Raw genomic sequence first — 18,626 nt, 5'->3', positions numbered from 1 at the left:
GATGTTTCAATTGTTTAAGCCGGCTCCGCATATTGAGAGATTGGATGATTCAAAGACGGATGCGGCCTATAAACGGCTCAGGCTGCAAGTATTTTTGGGGATTTTCATCGGGTATGCCGGGTATTATTTGCTTCGCAAAAACTTTGCCTTCGCTATTCCTTATTTTCAGGAACAAGGGTTTTCAAAAGGGGAACTCGGCTTGGTGCTTGCGGCCGTATCAATCGCTTACGGCTTCAGTAAATTTATTATGGGGATGGTGTCTGACCGCTGCAACCCGAGGTATTTCCTTGCGACAGGTCTGTTTTTGTCAGGTGTCGTAAACATTTTATTTGTTTCCATGCCATGGGTCACGTCAAGCGTGACGATTATGTTCATTTTTATGTTTATTAACGGATGGTTTCAAGGAATGGGCTGGCCGCCTTGCGGACGGACGATGGCTCATTGGTTTTCCATCAGTGAACGCGGCACGAAAATGTCGATATGGAATGTCGCCCATAACATAGGCGGAGGTATTCTCGCCCCGCTCGTGACTCTCGGCATCGCCATGTTTGTTACTTGGAAAAGCGTGTTTTTCTTTCCGGCGATTATCGCCATCGTCATTTCATTTGTGATTGTTCTTCTCGTTCGGGACACGCCGCAATCCTGCGGGCTTCCGCCGATTGAAGAATACCGGAATGACTATCCGAAACATGCGTTCAAAGACCAGGAAAAAGAGATGACGACCAAAGAAATTCTTTTCAAATACGTGCTGAATAATAAATTTCTGTGGTATATCGCATTTGCCAATGTCTTTGTTTACTTCGTACGGTACGGTGTCGTTGACTGGGCGCCGACTTATTTGACGGAAGCGAAAGGATTCTCTCCTGAAGACTCCAGATGGTCTTATTTCCTTTATGAATATGCGGGAATTCCGGGAACGATTTTGTGCGGCTGGATCAGCGACCGGTTTTTCAAAAGCCGCCGCGCGCCGGCAGGCGTACTGTTCATGGCCGGCGTATTTATCGCTGTATTGGTCTACTGGCTTAACCCTGCCGGTCATCCGCTCATCGATAATATCGCGCTGATCAGCATCGGCTTCTTAATCTATGGACCTGTCATGCTGATCGGGCTTCAGGCCATTGACCTTGCGCCTAAAAAAGCGGCGGGAACGGCAGCCGGCTTAACCGGGTTTTTCGGCTACATCGGAGGCTCTGCTTTCGCCAACGCCATCATGGGTTATGTCGTAGACCGCTTTGACTGGAACGGCGGATTTATCATGCTTATCTCCTCATGCGTGCTGTCCATCGTCTTCTTGGCTATGACGTGGAATACGGGCAAGCGGGCGGAGCATGTGTAAGAAAACAACATAAAAGATTAATATTTTTGCAGTACAGCATTTACAACGATTTTCTACACTAGAGACAGATATTGATTTTTAAGGGGGAAGAAAACATGCGGAAACATAAATTGTTTGCTTTGGTATTGCTTTCATTCGGTTTATTGTCATTCATCGTCACGCCTGTATCGGCGGCGGGAAAAGGAAACCTCTTGTCTCCTGACAGAATTTTGACCATTGCCCATCGCGGTGCTTCGGGGTATGTCCCGGAGCACACGATCCTTTCTTATGAAACTGCGCAAAAAATGAAGGCTGACTATATTGAGTTGGATTTACAAATGACAAAAGACGGCAAGCTGATCGTCATGCATGATGAAAAACTGGACCGCACCACAAACGGACAAGGCTGGGTGAAGGATCATACATTAGCCGAGATTCAAAAGCTCGACGCCGGCTCTTGGTTCAATAAGGCCTATCCGGAAAAAGCAAAACCGCAATACGCCGGACTTCGCGTTCCCACACTTGATGACGTGTTAAAACGGTTCGGCAGACATGCAAACTATTATATTGAAACAAAGGCGCCCGAAACATATCCGGGTATGGAAGAAAAACTGATCGCTTCACTGAAAAAATACAAATTGGCAGGTAAGCATGCGAAACTTGGACAAGTTATCATTCAGTCTTTCAGCAGGGACAGCCTTCTGAAAATCAAACAGCTCGATCCGAAACTTCCCGCCGTCCAATTGCTTGAAGCGGAACAGCTGACGTCAATGACTGACGCAGATTTAACGGACATTAAAACATATGCCGTCGGAATCGGACCGGATTACAAAGCGCTGAACGCTCAAAATGTCCGAAACATTCGCAGCCACGGCCTTCTGCTTCACCCTTATACCGTGAACAGCGAGGCGGACATGCGCCGTCTGCTGAATTGGGGCGTAACCGGTGTATTTACCAACTATGCGGATATATTCCAAAAGGTTAAAAAAGAATACAAATCATAAAGCCAGCATGGGTTCGGAGATGATGCCGAACCCGTGTTTTTTTGCCCGATAATGCAAACGCCATCATGGGTTATGTAGCGGGCGGAGCATATTATTAAAAGGCTGAGACTCACCTTAATTGTAAAAAGGTATCACTGTAATGATGAATTACTTGTGATACCTTTTTAAACAAAAGGATATAATTATTTATTTCTATTATCTATTTTCTTTCTTATACTATTTGTAATAGACGATAATACAAGTGATACTAAACCATAGACAACCACCCATCCCCAGAAGGATAGATTAAAAACAGTGAACATTAATATGACTGAAACAACTATACTGACAAGCGGCATTATATACACTTTTTTGAAAATATAAGTGAATATAATCGATAAGACGATAATAGAAAGTGGTAAAATACCAAAAGCAAGATCTAGCTCATCCATTATTATTCTCCTTTGTGAATTTAATTTCCCCTTAAGTATACTCACTCAGCTGTCTAGCCATTTATATCTAATCACTCCATACTTCTTTGTTTTTCTTAATCATAAAAAAGTCATATTCAGAAACATGGGTATTGTTAATAATTTTTTCAAGTCCTCTGATAGGAGTAGATTTTAATTTTTTTCCGTTTTTATAAGAGTAAGAATTAATCACATATTTCCCGCCCTTGCTTATTTCTAACAAGAAAATTTTAGACTCGTCAAAATAAGTGAATTTTGCTTGGTTTTCAAATTTTGTCGACCTATTTAACGGGATTTTTTTTCCCGGCTTCATACTTTTCAGATCGAAAGTATAAAGTATTGAATTAGCTGCCAAATGATATAAAGTGTCATTTTTCACAAAAAAGTTATTAGTGGAAAGAGGAATTGCCAGTTGAGAAATTTCCTCAGGGATATTATAGCTGCCTAAAGGAAAAGCCCCTTTGTACTTATTATGTTTTAAATCAATTTCTGCTACTTTGAATTGTACTTTGTTTGATTTATCCGTTTGGTTATATAGTATAAAAAAGGCTGAGCTTTTTTTAACTATTATCTGTGAATAAACACTCCAATTTTCTTCATTTAATATAGGAATTGTTGTTCCTTTCCCTACTGTAACTTTATCTTTATCTATTTTAATACCCTGAAAAGTCGGTGTTTTGATTGAAGAATCTTCATTTATCACGTAAATATATTCACCGTCATTACCGGTACTTGTATAGAAACCCGGAATAATCTTTTCATGAAATCCACTGCCGTTACCCCATCTGATTAAACTATTATAATGGTTTTCACCGACTCCTTGATTATTCAAAAAATAAAAGATATTTTCTTTTATTAAATGGCCTGATGATTGCCCATAACTTGTATGTACTTGATGTTGCATCGGGAATTTTTTAAAGTTATCGCCTATCATATAAACTTCTTTTTTGTCCTGTCTAACTATGTTTTTTTCATCTTGTGCAATGGTTCCAACTTCAATAGCATCTCCTTTTACAGCTGTTGCTTTTCCTTTTTCATTAATATATACAGTATAACTCCCATCTTTAGGGTAATCTATTGTAGCTGAATAATATATAGCTGCAATTTTATCATTCAAGAAATTCTTTTCTTTTTCTGTTTCAGTTTGTTTAACATCAGAAACTGTATTAGTATATTTAAAAGTTCCGATACATATAAATATACCTATTAATACTATGACCGCAATTATAATTAACCACTTAATTTTGTTCAAATATAATCTCACTCCTTAAAATAATAATGACTCCCTAAATAAACTTAGGGAGTGACGATGCAGAATGTTACAAAAAATTTTCGCTTTTTCATACTTATTACCATCAACTATTTGTTTATTTTTCCATATTTTAATTTATTATACAATTATTTCAAACACGACTTGCGTACTATATTTTCTCTGTGGTTAATTATTTGTTTTGTCTCTAAAACTTTGACTTGGAGTACAGGAAAACGGATGAAGTTACGGAGAAGAAAGAAACACATAAAAGATTAATAGTTGCCCAACATATCTTTTACATTCATTGTTTAATACGGAAGACAGTTATTGATAAGGCGGAAGAAAACATGCGGAAACATAAGTTGTTTGCTTTAGTATTGCTTTCATTCGGTTTATTGTCACTCATCGTCACGCCTGTATCGGCGGTGGGAAAAGGAAACCTTTTGTCTCCTGACAGCCACGGCCTTCTGCTTCATTCTTACACCGTAAACAGCGAAGCGGACATGCGCCGTCTGCTGAATTGGGGCGTAACCGGTGTGTTTACCAACTATTCGGATATATTTAATTTTGTTAAATCTAATAGGGATCAATAGGTTTACGAATCTAAAGATTTCAAAACAAAAACTGCACGTATATCGCGTGCAGTTTTATAATATTAATTTTAAATATTTCTCCCTTTAAATAACGGTCTTAGTATATTCTTAACTTTTGCTTTAATAGATTTGCCCTTATAAATAACAGGAACACTTTGTTGCAAATGACCAATAATCACTTCTGCATTCTTTTTTAGCTTAATTTGTTTTAACTCCTGCTTAGTTACTTCAAAACTAAAATCATATGACATTTTTTTTCGGGTAGAATCTTTAAGTACCACATCAGGTTTAAACACAAGAAACCTTCCAAAATTCACCTGGAAAGAATTTTGTTCTCCAAAACTTAAATCTGTTTCACAATCAAAATGTCCTTTAATCCTAGAACCGCTGCAGGTTAACACAAAGTTTTTAAAATGTAACATTTGATGTTTAACAACAAGAGAAAGATTACCCCATTTAGTTAGATACGAGTTTATAACGATAGGTTCTTTACATCCTTTTGCAATATAAGAAGCATTTTTTAAATAAACGCTTTCTTTCGATTTTAATCTCAATGATTTCGTATAATCTTCTATCTTACTAATTAATCTTAAATCTAATATACCATCTTCGCTATTTAAATGGAGTAAAGATTCTATAGAAATATATGCATAAAAATAAGTAACTTTTTCTTTTTTTGTAATTTGCGTATCTATTTCAAAAGGATATTTTTTTTCAAAAAGGCTTCTATAAGCTGGAAATGAAATTGTTTTATCTTTTTGTTCTCTCAAAGAGACTTCGATAAATAAACGCTCATTTGAGGAGTCAACATGTGAATGATAACAAAAACCCTCTAACAAAACGGCATTCTCTAATTTCTCTATTTTTGTTATTTCTCCTTCAAATTTATTATTACGATGAAAGGAAATGGACTCATGCAAGGCCAAATTGTATGCTAATTCTGGTTTTGGATAGACCTTCCCATGTTGTACTACCATGTTACCAGGTTGTTTTTCAGCGTACCAGAAAGCAATTAAATCCTCCAATTGTCCTTTCTCAATTAAACGTAATAAGATTTTATGGCGGGAAGAAAACTGCTGGTAGTAATCTAAGTATTGGTACTTGTCAAGCATTTTCTTTAATGTATTAAAAATATAGATTTTATCTTCAATTAGAAAAGACTTTGAAATCAGAGCGCTTAACTCCACTTCCATAATCCTTTCCCAGTAATGAAAGAAAATCAGCCGTTTTTTATCTGTTTCAAGGTTCAGTAATTCAATAGATGCCAATGTTTCTTCGATTCTGAACATAAAACTTTTACCTGATAATGGTTTCTTAGTAAGTTGAACCCTTCCTATTGTTTGATGATTGGTCAAATAATAACATGGGTAATCTTTAACAAGGGCTATGGAATTTGAATATGCATACGCTTGAATCATAAACGGTTGATCTTCTCCTAGAGAGAAGTGTTCCGGAAAACGAATATTATGTTTAATTAATAACTCCCGTTTAAATAGCTTTTGAGCACTCATCGTAAAAAGAGCATTGGAACCAGGGAAGGAAAAACAATCTGGATTCTTTTTAAATACAGCCACAGGAACACCTCTATTAATTCCTTCATAACGGCCGATAATTATATCACTTTGATACTGAACTATTTTTTCTTCCATCTTTTCTAAAGCTTCAGGTCCTAAATAATCATCTCCGTCTAGAAAATAAATATAATCACCTGTTGCTGCTTCTATAGCTTTGTTCCTCGGTCTGCCAGGTGCGCCGCTATTCTGCTGATGAATTACTTTAATAAACTTGTACTTGCTCATGTATTCATCTAAAATATTACCGCTTTTATCAGTTGAACCATCATTTACACAGATAATTTCAAGTTTGTCCTCTCCAACTGTTTGGTTCACTACGCTATCGAGACAATCTCTAATTGTGTTTTGATCATTATAAACCGGAATAGCTACAGTAAATATCATCTTTTTTCTCCTTAATTATTGTTTCCTATATAAAAACAAGTCCAGAATTATTCGAATCCAATTTTAAAAGTTTACCATAATTTCTTTCTTTTATAAATATGGGTTAAAAATTTTAATGTGTTTTTAAACCTAGCCACCGTAATCTAGATAATAAGATGGAATATTTCCAGTAATTAAATCGGATTTTCCATAAGATCCCTAACAAATGCTTTGATTCATTTCTCTTTGAATTTGGAAAGCTCACTTCATTTAATCCTAATTACGATACTTTGCGGATTTTTAATTTACCCATAAAAAAACACCTCTAAGTCGTTTTCAGGTATGATACCTGCTTTTCAACTTAAAGGTGCCTTTGTCCTGCGCTTACAGGCCCAGACTCTCAAAAACTTCAACTTTTTATAACTTACTCTTTTCCGGCAGCGGCTTCCGCCTGTCCGCCTTTTAATTGATCATTGATTGCTTTGGCGTCTTTCAAATACTCAGTCTTGAATCCGCTCTTCAGCGCCCACGCATAGAAGGCAAGGGCAACGATTGCGATCAGCCCCATATCCCAGCCGTACGGGATGAGGTCCAGACCGCCGAATTTTTCACTTCCGAGCCATGAAATGACCATCATGCTGAGCAGGTAGACAACCATCCAGACGCCGCCTTTAAAGTTTCTGCGGAATCCTTTCCACTTCGCTTTCGCTTGGTAGTAGAAATAAATCGGAAGGCCGATCAAAATGATAAACAGCACCTGCCCTGTTAACGGCCAGCGCGCCCAATACAGCACGAGAGACGCGAACACGAAGCCGAGCGGTGCAACCACGCTCAGGCCTTTCAGACGGAGAGGCCGGTACAAATCCGCCGCCGTCCGCCGCAGCGTCATCACCGTCACGGGACCCGTGATATAAGAAATCAGCGTCGCAACGGAAATGATTTCAGCAAGCACGCCCCATCCTCTGAATAAAAACAAAAAGATAAACGATACGATCAGATTGAAAATCATCGCTTGGCGCGGCACGCCGTACAGCGGATGAAGCTTTCCGAAAATGCTCGGCATATATTTATTTTTTTCCATGCCGTAAATCATGCGTGACGTCGTAGCGGTATATGTGATACCCGTTCCTGACGGAGAAACGAACGCATCCGCATAAAGAATAATGACAAGCCAGTTGATATTCAATGCGATCGCCAAATCGGCAAATGGAGAGTTGAAGTTCAGGTGACTCCAGCCGTGAACGATCATGGAAGGTTCAACCGCACCGATAAATGCGATTTGCAATAGGACGTAAATGACGGTTGCGACCAGCAGCGAACCGACAACCGCAATCGGAATCGATTTGCCGGGATTTTTTGCTTCTCCGGCCATGTTAATCGGGCTTTGAAACCCGTTAAACGCAAATACGATACCCGATGTAGCCACCGCCGTCAGCACGCTTGCCCAGCCGTTCGGCGCAATGCTTGAACCGGATGTGAAGTTTCCGCCGTGAAAACCGGTAAACAGCAGCGCTCCGATTGTCAGCCCCGGAATAATGATTTTAAATATGGTAATCAATGAATTCGCTTTTGAAAATAAGTTAACTGTCCAAAAATTCAGTAAAAAGTAAATAATCAGTAATATGGATGCGAAGCCGAGCCCCTCTCCCGTAAGAGTGCCGTTGTGAACGAGATTGCTTGTCCATTTTGCCCATTCCCACGGCCATGAGCTCATATATTGAACAGACGCAACCGCTTCCACCGGAATAACGGAAACAATCGCAATCCAGTTTGCCCATCCTGCGATAAATCCAATAAATGATCCGTGAGAATATTGAGTATATTTTACCATTCCCCCGGCTTCCGGGAACATTGAACCCAATTCACTGTAAGAAAGTGCGATAAACAAAATAACGATCATACCGATAATCCAGGAAATAATTGCGGCAGGTCCCGCAATCTGAGCCGCCCGCCACGCCCCGAATAACCAGCCGGAGCCAATCATCGACCCAAGTCCGACCATCATGAGTGCAAACGTTCCCATTCTGCGATGTAATTGATTCATAAAGTTAACACCTTTCAATTAAAATATGACTCCAGCGCTATCATATATTTATAATATTATTCTGAAAATAGATTTGTCAATCTTTATCGCATTAAAGCAGAAAGCCAAAATTACCCTTCAGATGTTTAAACAGCCGTTAAGCGGGAATAACTACTGCAAGCCAGAAATAGAAAGGAGTTTTTATCGTGAAACAAAAACTGCTCATTTCAGGACTTGCCGTGTCGACTGTCGGAGTGACTTCCTACCTGCTCAAAGATAAATCAAACCGCCAAAAGGTGATGAACTTTATCCGCAATATGAAAACATCGCTCTCCGGGAAGCAGGATATTGAATCATTCCCCGTCAACAAAGCAGGCAACCCGCATCCCGAAGATATTGAAGATAACAAAATGGTATCCGAAGGCTCCATGTACCCGGTTCAATATTATGATGACAAGAAGAAATAATCTGTTCCCGGGCTGCCCGGCCGTATCAAACGGCGGCAGCTTTTTTTATGCAGACGGCGTTTTATAGGTCCGCCAATATTGGCGCGATCCTTTCTCCCGCACAGTAATGCCCAGTTTGGATATTTCCGCTTTCAGCTCTTTCGCATCAGCCTTTTCCTCCTCTTTCAGCGCCTTTTCTCTCGCTTTTAAAAGAGCATTTGCCCCCGGCTCCAAATCCGGCGTGTCCGGCACCCACCGTTTGTATTCTTCTTTAAAAGGATCTTCCGTCCCCAGCCAGGCATACCCATGCGCGCGAAACGCATCAGCCGCTTTTTCAACCGCCGGCTCAAGCTTCTCCCGAAAAAGCTCCTGTCCTTCAGTGCCTAATAAGACAAGATGCTTCTCATCCGTAAACACACCGGAGATGCTGTCTTTCGAAAACACGCTTTCTTCATTATATATGGTTAAGGACACCTCGCTGTCCGTCACGACCGCCGTAAGACATTCTTTAAAAACAGTCCGCGTCAGCCACATTCCCCCGATTAAGCCGATAACGGCGATGACAGCCGCAGCCTTCCATCCGTGAAAAGAAGCGATCATTTCCAGCGGCCCGATAACAGGCAGCCAATCCAATGTTACGGCCCACTTCGCAATGACCGGCAGAAACCATCCGATGACCAGCCCCAATAATGGCGGCACCAGAAAAACCAAAGCTTTTTCAACCGATGACAACTCAAGAACCGTCTGTTTTTTTATTTCGTTCATGTTTCTCCTCCGTCTGTTTTTTTCACAACTATCCATTATACAAAGGGTTGGATGATTCTGTAAACTGTTTCCGAAACAATAAAAAGCCTCCCGACCGCCGGGAGGCTTTTAAAACAGGAGCTCATATACTTCATTCAATTCCATCGTGCGCTTCTCATCCTGCTCGTTCTCAGCATATTTGATTTCCTTTTCAAGCACCTGATTCAGCGCATCCATTTCCAAATCATTTAGATCTTTCACAAACTCGCCCTCATTTTCATAATGCTTCACCTGAAGCTTTTTATAAATCCCTCGGCACACATCATGCTCCAAGTGGTTCGAAAGCGACTCGCGCAAATATCCGAGTGTCCTGTCCATCATGTAAGCCCTCCCTTTTCTATAGGAATAGCTTCCCGGAAAGAGAGAAAAACTATACATGAAAGCACCGGGCGGCTGTTTTAACTCTGTACCTGAATGGAGAAAAATCCGCTGCTTAACGGTGTGTACGGCCCGTTCAGCCCCGTTGCGGAGAAAGAGAACGTTCCTGAACTGACATAAGAAAGAGGAACACTGTAATATTTAATATAGCCTGTAACGATATTGCCGTTTTTCGTATATTCATCTTCCAGCGCTTTTGACGTAAGATTTGTAATATTCGTTCCGTTGTTAAACGCCTGGATCGTGTTATTGTTCGGATACCCTTGGAAATATACGGCTAAATAACCCGTTGTACCCTTCATCGGTTTTGATGCGCTGATTTGGTTCGGCCCGATATTTTCCCATTGGTAACTCTGACCGTCAGACGTCACACCGATAATACGGATTTGTGTTAAAGCAGGAGCCGGCGCCGCAGACGCTGATGGAGCCCACAACCCGCTCACAAGCAACAAAACAGCGGCGGCCGCCGCGAATAGCATAACGAGTCTCTTTTTCATGTTTCTTCCCCCTCTTATTCTTTTCGTAGAATCCTATACTATTTTACACGATTTACAAGGAAAAAGATTACATTTTACAAAAGAGTCCGGAACACTTTGTGAACTAGATATGAAACGCTCTTGAAACGCCGTTGATCATGAGAAAGATGCCGCAGATTCTTAACACGACTCTCGAACTTCTGTCATCTTTACCGAAAAAGGTTTTTCCGAGCCTCCCGATCCATACGTTCATTGCGGCTCCCGCGAGCAATTCTATGATTCCGATCATTTCTGCCATATACAAAGCAGCCACCCTTCTAACCGTTTTTTTTCATATGACGGTTTATCATATAAAGTGATAAGACTAATGACGCTGCACCGGCAGCAAGAAACAGGCTCAGCGGCACGATCTGCATGCTGCCTCCGCCATTGTTTTGAAATGCGCCGATCGCCCATTTTTCAGGAGTAAACAACGACAGCATCCGCATGTACTCCGGAGCCGCGTCTAAAGTGAAGAAAGCCCCTCCCAATAAACCCGTGACAGCTATAAAAACGGAAGCAAGCGACGTGAATTGCTTTTGGCTCTTCATGAACGGTATCACGGCCATCGTTACAGCAGTCAGCGCAAACGAGCAGGCCGCAAGCACCGCTCCCGCAGCAAAAACATGATCAGCAAAACGGATATGCAGCATGAATGTTCCGGCAGCGAGGATCACGATAATATGGAGAAGTCCGAAAAGATACGCCGCCGCAAACTTAGAGATTGCATATGCCGTATAGGAAACGGGCGTGCTCAGCAATCTGTCGTATGTATGATTTTCTTGTTCATCTATAAATGATCGCAGGCTTTGGACTGCAACGAACCAGATAAACATCACTAAAAATCCGATAAGTCTGTCGGCTGCCTGTCCGCCTTCATAAACGTGATGGCGGTCAACATTGACGGCGGAATGACCCTGAATATCCTTCAAGAGATCAGCTGCCGCCTGCTTCCCGTCGGTGTGCAGCGTGCGGGATATCACTTTTGCATCGCGGACTATTTTTTTCAGCGCGCCCGCCTGCTGCGCAATCAGCTGCTCTGTCAAAACAGCATCACCCTTTTCTTCATTCTGAATAAATGAAACGTTCAATTCATCTCCGGAAAATAATTTTTCTTCAAAATGAGAGCCGATCAGCAATCCGAAGGAAATATCCTGATGATTAACCTTTGTTTTTAATACGTCCTCCGTGACCTTCGTGACTTTTATATGGCCGGCTGTCTGAATCATTTTCATAAATTGCGCTGAATAGGCGCTCTGATCCTCATCAGCTACATATACTTCCTTCTGCTGACTGCCATCCGCAGAAAAGGAAAAGAAATATGTGAGAAGGAGCGGGGCGGAAATCGTCGCAAAGATGGCAGCCCGATTTTGCAGCATCAGTTTCAGCTGATGTCTGATCATGAATAACAGCTGCGTCATGAAACAGCCTCCTTCCGTTTAAACACCCAGATGGTCAAACATAAAAACACGGCGCCGATGGCGGCAAGCTCTGCCAAATCCGCCAGAATACCGCTCAGACCGGCATGCTGCGTGACACTGACATAGCTGTTGATCGCTTTGCCGTTCGGTATCAGCTCCTGCACGATTTTCAAACTGTCAGGCAAGCTGTCTTTTGCGATAAAGCTTCCGCCTAAAAAACTGAATCCGTATAAAATGGGAGCCGCCATGCTTGAGACGGTCTCGTGGTTTTTTGCAGCACCCCCCCAAAGAAGCACGATACTGCCGATCGCAAATGAATAAACAATCGTAACCAGCAATATTTCAAACAAATTGCCCCATTTTACCTGATACAAGATGCTGCTTGCGATGATGACGGCAGCCATTTGCATAAGGATGGCAAGCATGATTCCCAAAAGCTTACCCGCCACATACTGGATACGTAAAACAGGCATTGATTTGATTCTGAATAACGTGTGCTGCTGTCTCTCTTCCACTATCCCGTGAATGAGCGCAAACGCGGTCATAATGGAGAACATGACGACCATTGCGATTGAATAATACTGCATCGCATCAATCGGAGCCGCGTGATTGCCGGCCGACTGTTTCGGAATGGTGACAGCCTGTTCACGTTCACCCGAAAGGCCGCTGATGATTTTGCTGGCATCTCCCTTTGACAGATGTCCCGACTTCTTCAGCACCGCTTTTTCTTCACCGATCTCCGCTTTTACTCTGGTGACAAACGAATCAGCCATCATTTCCACAATGTCTCCGTTTACAGAGCCTTGTTGGTCCGAGATGACTTTGATACTTGTTTTTTCATTGTGTTCTGCCGCTTTTGCAAAACCTTTCGGCACGTATACAAAAACGGAGACTTTGCCGCTTTCGACAAGCTGTTTCCCTTCTTGGTAACTGCCTATGTCTTTTACACGGATGAGATCAGTTTGTTTCAGCACGTCATTTTTTAATACGTCGCCTAAAGAACTCTCCGCGTGATCCGCATTATAAAACGCGGTCTGAAATGGCTTCACTTTCGAATCGCCGTGAAAAACCGTTCCTAAAATAAAAATCATCAGTGCCGGAAACAGAATCAGTTTTATATAGAAAGACTTTGCTCCGGCCAATAACCGAAAATCTAATAAGATCAGCCTGAATAATATTTTCATGACGCCCCCTATGAATCCCGCAGCGTTTTGCCGGTGAGCCGGAGGAAAATGCTTTCCAGATTGGCTTCCTCGAAATGAATGCCCTTAATGGTGATACCGGTCTTCCTGATATCATCCGCAATATCAAGGATATTGCGATCTGCCGCAGAGACGAGCATCGTAATGGTCTGCTGGCTGACAGCAGCCTCGGCAACACCTGGAATGCGGCGGATTTTTTTAACGGCATCATCATTCAGCCCCTCTGCATTCACGATCAGGGTATCAGAGGCTTTGGCTGACTGCTTCAATTCGTCTTTCGTCCCGCAGGCAATGATTGAGCCGTGATCCATGATCGCCGCTTTTTCACAGAGGTATTCGACCTCTTCCATGTAATGACTCGTGTAGATGACGGTCATCCCTTTTTCTTGATTTAACGTCTTCACGGTTTCAAGAATATGATGTCTGGATTGCGGATCAATTCCGACGGTCGGTTCATCTAAAATGAATAGTTTCGGTTCATTCATTAGCGCGGCCCCGATATTCACCCGTCTTTTCATACCGCCTGAAAATTCAGATATCCTTTGATTTCGCTGTTCCTTTAATTCGATGATGTCCAGCACTTCATCAACCCGTTTACAAAGTTCCTTACCGGACAGTCCGTACAGACTCCCGAAAAAAGCCAGATTATCCTTTGCGCTTAACGCTTGATATAAAGCGATTTCCTGCGGGACGACTCCCATCACTTTTTTTATGGCCGCAGGCTGTTCGTGTAATGAAGTTCCGTCAATGCAGATTGTTCCGCCCGTCGGCGGGAGCACGGTGCTGATCATCGACACCGTTGTTGATTTACCGGCGCCGTTTGGTCCCAGCAGACCGAATATCTCGCCTTTTTCGACGCGCAGTGATATATGATTGACAGCGGTAAAATCGCCGTACTTCTTTGTCAAATCCGTTAATTCGAGCATTCATGCAGCACTCCTTGTGTCATGTCTGCACTTATTCTACTCTCGGCAATCCTTGTTTTCTATTCACTTTCGTACTCGATATGGATATTACTTTCGTCATATGTTTAGTGATAAAAAGGAAGAGAGGAGGGTGAAGCGGGGTTATACCAATTTTTGTAAATATAAAGTAAGCTCGGTTCTGTTTGACACTTCAAGTTTATCGAGGATTCTGGATACATAGTTTTTCACAGTGCCTTCAGTCAGAAATAAGTCTGCGGCAATGCGTTTATTGCTTTTGCCTTCCATAATGTGTTTCGCCACATCAAGCTCTCTCGGCGTGAGAATCTCCGTCAGCTTTGACTGCGGCTCTTCCTGCACCGCAGGGATCTCCATATTGTTCAGCGCTTTTACGACGGAAACCGTGATTTTGGGATTCAGCATCATCTTCCCTTCATAAACGGCTTGAAGAGAGGCGATAATTTCATCTGAATCAGCATCCTTCAAGAGATAGCCGTCGGCTCCGCTTTTCAGCCCGGCAAAAATATAGTGATCATCTTCAAACGTTGTCAGAATGATGACTTTTACGGACGGATATCGCGCTTTTACCGCTTTTGTCGTTTCGATTCCGTCCATACCGGGCATTCTGATATCCATCAAAATCACATCAGTTTCGGTTTGAGAAAGCAGCCGGAGAACCTCTTCGCCGCAAGAAGCCTCTCCCGATATTTGAATTCCTTCGTGAAGACTCAGAATCATTTTCAGCCCCTCTCTCACAATGGACTGGTCGTCTGCGATCATGACATTCACTTGATTATTCCTCCTTGCATGGAATCCTTATTTTCACGTCAAAACCTGTTTCCTTCCCAGACGAGAAAACAGCCTCTCCGCCAAGTGCGGCTGCTCTTTTCTCAATTCCTTTCAGACCATTTGATTTTATGATCGTTCCGCAGGCTGAGCCGTTATTATGAATATGCGCCAATATCATGTTTCGGTTTTTTTGAATCCGGACAGAAACATATGAAGCATGTCCATGCTTTATCGCATTCGTAATCGTTTCCTGAACGGATTGATAAAGACAATGCTTCACATCCGGCTGTTCCGCTTCTATGGCCGCATCCATCTCCAGCTCGAAGCGTATGCCTCCCGCCTCTTGAAAATGGCTGAAAATGTCACGAAGCTCTTGCTCAAATCCCCGCCCCGGCAAAGAGCCCTGCAGCAGCATAACGGCCTGGCGAAGCTTTAAAATGGATTCTTTCGTAAGATCATGCGCCTTATGAATGATCTGCTTCACTTTGTCCGGCTGATGCCCGGCTGTCTTCCCGGCAAATTCCAAATTCATTTTCAGAGCAGCCAGATAATGACCGAGAGAATCATGCAGCTCCTGCGCAATTCTTGTTCTTTCTTTCGTAACGGCCAGTTCCTCAATCCGGTCTGAATATTCCTTCAGTGTATCATTAGCGATCTTCAGCTCTCGGTTCAGCAATTCAACCTTCGACTTCTCCTGCAGGTTTTTCCGATATAAATAAATCACCGCAAACATGATGAAGTATGGCGGCACGATATCACTGACACCCGCTCCGCCGGCGTATAAAGCTGCGGCAAATGCGGCGGCATTCATCGTTAACAAAACAGCCGAAATCTGCTTATCAGTAATAAGCACCTCCGCCAATAAAAGCACCATTACGGCCTGTGTCCCCACACTATAGACATTGTACAAAAGAACTCCCGCGATAACGCTGCTCAGGAGAAAAGAGCCTTGATATATAGCCGGTCTTCTCTTCATATACAGCGGCCGCAGGCAGTCATTAGCCGTCAGCATCATCACGAGCACAGACAAAAAAACCTTCAGCTCCCCCCGGCCGGGAGGAAGCTGAAGAATCGCATGAAAGATTGATAGTAATGCAAAACCCCTGATCAGTAACTTCGTATGTGCAATCTTCATCGTATTCTCCTTACAAATGAGCGGCGGCTTTCCGCTCCACGTTCAGCACATCATACAGCTCATCAAGCGAATGAATTTCATACGTCGGGATGATTCCGGACTCATTTGCTTTCTTTCCGGGATTAAACCAGCACGTATCAATTCCCGCCATCTGACCGCCTTTTATGTCCGCGCTCAGTGAATCGCCGATAATAAGTCCGCCCTCGGCAGAAAAACCGGGAATTCTCGCAAACACGTAATCAAAGTATTCCTTCATCGGCTTTTGAAAACCCGTGTCCTCAGATACAAACACATCTTTAAAGAACGGATACAGACCGGAGTCGCCCAGCCGCTTATATTGTGATCTTGAGACGCCGTTCGTCACGATGTATAAATCAAATAAAGGACTCAGCCGTTCAATCAGCTCATAAGCTCCGTCGATCATCTGGTGCCCTTCTTCTAAGTATTGGCGGTACGCCTGATTCATCAGCACGCCGTCGGCTTCGAGGCCGTATTCTTTAAACAAAAGGGCAAACCGTGTATTCACCACTTCATCGCGGGTCATTTCCCCCTCTTCAAACGCCTTCCACAGCCCTTGATTTAACGCTTTATAACGGGCTTCCACCTCTGCCGTCAGCTCCAGCTTTGAACCTTGAAACAATTTTTGAAGAGCATCGGTTTCTGAAGCGGTAAAATCCAGCAGCGTATTGTCTATATCAAATAATAACGTACGGTAATGACTCATCGATGTTTCCCCCGGTTCTGCTTTTTTTAACCAGTATACCACTCGCGGACAAGCCGAAAAAGACACCCCTGTAAGAGAGGTGTCTTTTTGAATTATACAGCGTCTTCTATTTTCGATTTTTCACCAGGCATGCGCTTGCCGATACCGAACGCATAATAGCTGACCGTCACAATCGCCAGGAAAATCACCCCGACAACCAAAGAAATCCGCGTATCTTTGTTAAACCACATGCCGATCAATACCATGAGTAAGAAAGCGATCGTCAAATAGTTTGTAAACGGCGCAAAAGGCATCTTAAACGGATGCTTATCAAGCTCAGCGCCCTTCGCTCTTCTGAAACCGAGATGGCTGATTAAAATGACGAACCACGGAATCATTCCCGGCAGCACACTCGCGCTGTACACATAGACAAAAACTTTCGGAGGCGCGATGTAGTTCAGCACGACACCGATCACAAGTCCGATTAATACCGCAAGCGTACCGAATATCGGCACACCGCTCGAAGAAACTTTCTTAAAGAATTTCGGGGCCTGTCCGTTCACGCCCAATGTATAAAGCATGCGTCCCGCACTGAAAATCCCGCTGTTGCATCCGGACATCGCAGCGGTAATCACAACAAAGTTAATCAAACCGGCCGCCGCCGTAATCCCGACTTTCGCAAATGTCGAAACAAACGGACTGCCGAGTGAGTGAAGCTCATTCCACGGATATACGGTAACGATGACGAAAATCGCACCGATGTAGAAAATTAAAATCCGCCAAATAATACTCTGAATCGCGCTTCGCAGCGTTTTTTGCGGGTCCTTCGCTTCCCCTGCCGTAATCCCTATCAGCTCGACCCCTTGATAGGCCGCAACAACCAAAGACAAGGCAAAGAAAAATCCTGAAAAACCATTTGTGAAGAAACCGCCGTGCGACCATAAATTAGATAATCCGATCGCATGCCCTCCGTTACCGAAACCGAAGAAAATAATCCCGATTCCGGCCACGATCATCAGAATAATGGTGACGATTTTGATCATAGCAAACCAAAATTCAAACTCACCGAAAGATTTTACCGAAATTAAATTCGCCGCACCGAGAATGGCCATGGCGATAATGCCGGGAATCCATGCCGGCAGATCAGGAAACCAATATTTCATATACGAACCGACGGCGATAATTTCAGACATCCCGACGATCACCCATTGAAACCAGTTGCTCCACGCCGTCATATAGCCGGCTAACGGATGTATATACTTATGGCCGAACGTCGCAAACGACCCTGTACTCGGCTCTACATAGAGCATTTCGCCCATCGCACGCATGATAAAAAAGATAAAGATACCTGAGATCGCATAAGCCAGCAGGACAGACGGCCCGGTCCATCCGATCGTGCTGGATGACCCCATGAATAAACCGACACCGATCGTGCCGCCCAGCGCAATCATCTGTATATGACGCGCGCCTAAGCCTCTCTTTAATTCTTTGTTTGCCACTTCGCTTCCTCCTCTTAACAGCTCTGATATATGTGAAATAATGAAGCAGAAGGTGCACCTGTTGAACCTAACTCACTCTTCATTTCCCGCAATATTAGAAATATTCTATCTTTCTATTGTTATATAATCTCCAATTTCCTTATTCCATCATAATAAATTTTCGTGGAAAATACAATTGTTTTTTTCAGGTAAACACCTTGCACCCTAAACCAACAGACTAAAAATAAAGCGCTTTCAT

The 18,626-nt window shown here is 42.9% G+C and carries 18 protein-coding genes and 2 pseudogenes; 5 read left to right on the top strand and 15 right to left on the bottom strand.

Features of this window, described 5'->3' with window-relative positions; all coding sequences use genetic code 11:
• Position 1 precedes the first annotated feature (1 nt).
• Both glpT and J6600_RS01270 read left to right on the top strand, forming a co-directional pair.
• A complete protein-coding gene (gene glpT, locus J6600_RS01275; RefSeq protein ID WP_003156725.1) occupies positions 2–1,336 on the top strand; it encodes a glycerol-3-phosphate transporter in 1,335 nt (444 codons plus the stop codon).
• Between the two features lie 95 nt (positions 1,337–1,431).
• The gene (locus J6600_RS01270; RefSeq protein WP_209387840.1) at positions 1,432–2,319 is read left to right on the top strand and encodes a glycerophosphodiester phosphodiesterase; all 888 of its coding nucleotides are present in this window, start codon (positions 1,432–1,434) and stop codon (positions 2,317–2,319) included.
• 182 nt (positions 2,320–2,501) lie between these two features.
• Here the strand turns inward: J6600_RS01270 and J6600_RS01265 are convergent, their stop codons facing one another.
• Positions 2,502–2,750, bottom strand: a complete 249-nt coding sequence (locus J6600_RS01265; RefSeq protein WP_014720665.1) for a DUF2651 family protein — start codon at positions 2,748–2,750, stop codon at positions 2,502–2,504.
• A 67-nt stretch (positions 2,751–2,817) separates the two neighbouring features.
• The gene (locus J6600_RS01260) at positions 2,818–4,020 is read right to left on the bottom strand and encodes a hypothetical protein (protein WP_209387839.1); all 1,203 of its coding nucleotides are present in this window, start codon (positions 4,018–4,020) and stop codon (positions 2,818–2,820) included.
• 347 nt (positions 4,021–4,367) lie between these two features.
• Here J6600_RS01260 and J6600_RS19765 point away from each other — a divergent pair.
• Both J6600_RS19765 and J6600_RS01255 read left to right on the top strand, forming a co-directional pair.
• A pseudogene (locus tag J6600_RS19765) lies at positions 4,368–4,475 on the top strand (glycerophosphodiester phosphodiesterase); the annotation flags it as partial.
• Positions 4,473–4,613: pseudogene (locus J6600_RS01255) on the top strand (glycerophosphodiester phosphodiesterase family protein); the annotation flags it as partial. The pseudogenes J6600_RS19765 and J6600_RS01255, both read left to right, overlap by 3 nt.
• Before the next feature lie 68 nt (positions 4,614–4,681).
• Here the strand turns inward: J6600_RS01255 and J6600_RS01250 are convergent.
• Together J6600_RS01250 and J6600_RS01245 are read right to left on the bottom strand one after the other, a co-directional pair.
• Positions 4,682–6,571 carry a glycosyltransferase family 2 protein gene (locus J6600_RS01250; protein ID WP_209387838.1) on the bottom strand — a complete coding sequence of 630 codons (1,890 nt, stop codon included), beginning with the start codon at positions 6,569–6,571 and terminating at the stop codon, positions 4,682–4,684.
• Positions 6,572–6,974: 403 nt separating this feature from the next.
• Complete coding sequence (locus tag J6600_RS01245) at positions 6,975–8,594, bottom strand: glutamate/serine transporter AimA (protein WP_209387837.1); 1,620 nt, start codon at positions 8,592–8,594, stop codon at positions 6,975–6,977.
• Positions 8,595–8,779: 185 nt separating this feature from the next.
• Between J6600_RS01245 and J6600_RS01240 the strand changes: the two genes are divergently transcribed.
• Positions 8,780–9,040, top strand: coding sequence for a hypothetical protein (locus J6600_RS01240; protein WP_003156732.1), 261 nt, complete (start codon positions 8,780–8,782; stop codon positions 9,038–9,040).
• A 45-nt stretch (positions 9,041–9,085) separates the two neighbouring features.
• On the opposite strand, the gene J6600_RS01235 is transcribed toward J6600_RS01240, so the two are convergent.
• From J6600_RS01235 to J6600_RS01185, 11 genes are all read right to left on the bottom strand, one after another.
• On the bottom strand, positions 9,086–9,784 hold the full coding sequence (locus J6600_RS01235) for a YqeB family protein (RefSeq protein ID WP_014416798.1): 699 nt from the start codon (positions 9,782–9,784) through the stop codon (positions 9,086–9,088).
• Between the two features lie 108 nt (positions 9,785–9,892).
• Positions 9,893–10,141, bottom strand: a complete 249-nt coding sequence (locus J6600_RS01230; protein ID WP_029974790.1) for a sigma-G-dependent sporulation-specific acid-soluble spore protein CsgA — start codon at positions 10,139–10,141, stop codon at positions 9,893–9,895.
• Positions 10,142–10,221: 80 nt separating this feature from the next.
• A complete protein-coding gene (locus tag J6600_RS01225) occupies positions 10,222–10,698 on the bottom strand; it encodes a DUF4879 domain-containing protein (protein WP_007408988.1) in 477 nt (158 codons plus the stop codon).
• A 103-nt stretch (positions 10,699–10,801) separates the two neighbouring features.
• A complete protein-coding gene (locus J6600_RS01220) occupies positions 10,802–10,981 on the bottom strand; it encodes a hypothetical protein (RefSeq protein WP_011996242.1) in 180 nt (59 codons plus the stop codon).
• Between the two features lie 13 nt (positions 10,982–10,994).
• Positions 10,995–12,137, bottom strand: coding sequence for an ABC transporter permease (locus tag J6600_RS01215; protein WP_209387836.1), 1,143 nt, complete (start codon positions 12,135–12,137; stop codon positions 10,995–10,997).
• A complete protein-coding gene (locus J6600_RS01210) occupies positions 12,134–13,321 on the bottom strand; it encodes an ABC transporter permease (RefSeq protein WP_209387835.1) in 1,188 nt (395 codons plus the stop codon). Before J6600_RS01210 ends, J6600_RS01215 begins: the two co-directional genes overlap by 4 nt.
• Positions 13,322–13,329: 8 nt before the next feature.
• Complete coding sequence (locus J6600_RS01205) at positions 13,330–14,265, bottom strand: ABC transporter ATP-binding protein (protein ID WP_209387834.1); 936 nt, start codon at positions 14,263–14,265, stop codon at positions 13,330–13,332.
• Between the two features lie 141 nt (positions 14,266–14,406).
• Complete coding sequence (locus J6600_RS01200; protein ID WP_053285458.1) at positions 14,407–15,051, bottom strand: response regulator; 645 nt, start codon at positions 15,049–15,051, stop codon at positions 14,407–14,409.
• 4 nt (positions 15,052–15,055) lie between these two features.
• Positions 15,056–16,186: a sensor histidine kinase gene (locus J6600_RS01195; RefSeq protein ID WP_021495324.1), complete on the bottom strand. Its 1,131-nt coding sequence runs from the start codon at positions 16,184–16,186 to the stop codon at positions 15,056–15,058.
• A gap of 10 nt (positions 16,187–16,196) precedes the next feature.
• On the bottom strand, positions 16,197–16,910 hold the full coding sequence (locus tag J6600_RS01190; RefSeq protein WP_007408981.1) for a YjjG family noncanonical pyrimidine nucleotidase: 714 nt from the start codon (positions 16,908–16,910) through the stop codon (positions 16,197–16,199).
• Positions 16,911–17,002: 92 nt separating this feature from the next.
• The gene (locus J6600_RS01185; RefSeq protein ID WP_022552512.1) at positions 17,003–18,388 is read right to left on the bottom strand and encodes an amino acid permease; all 1,386 of its coding nucleotides are present in this window, start codon (positions 18,386–18,388) and stop codon (positions 17,003–17,005) included.
• Positions 18,389–18,626: the final 238 nt, after the last annotated feature.

The organism is Bacillus sp. LJBV19 (assembly GCF_017797845.1).
GTDB lineage: Bacteria > Bacillota > Bacilli > Bacillales > Bacillaceae > Bacillus > Bacillus velezensis.
This window is presented reverse-complemented; position numbering and strand designations above follow the sequence as displayed.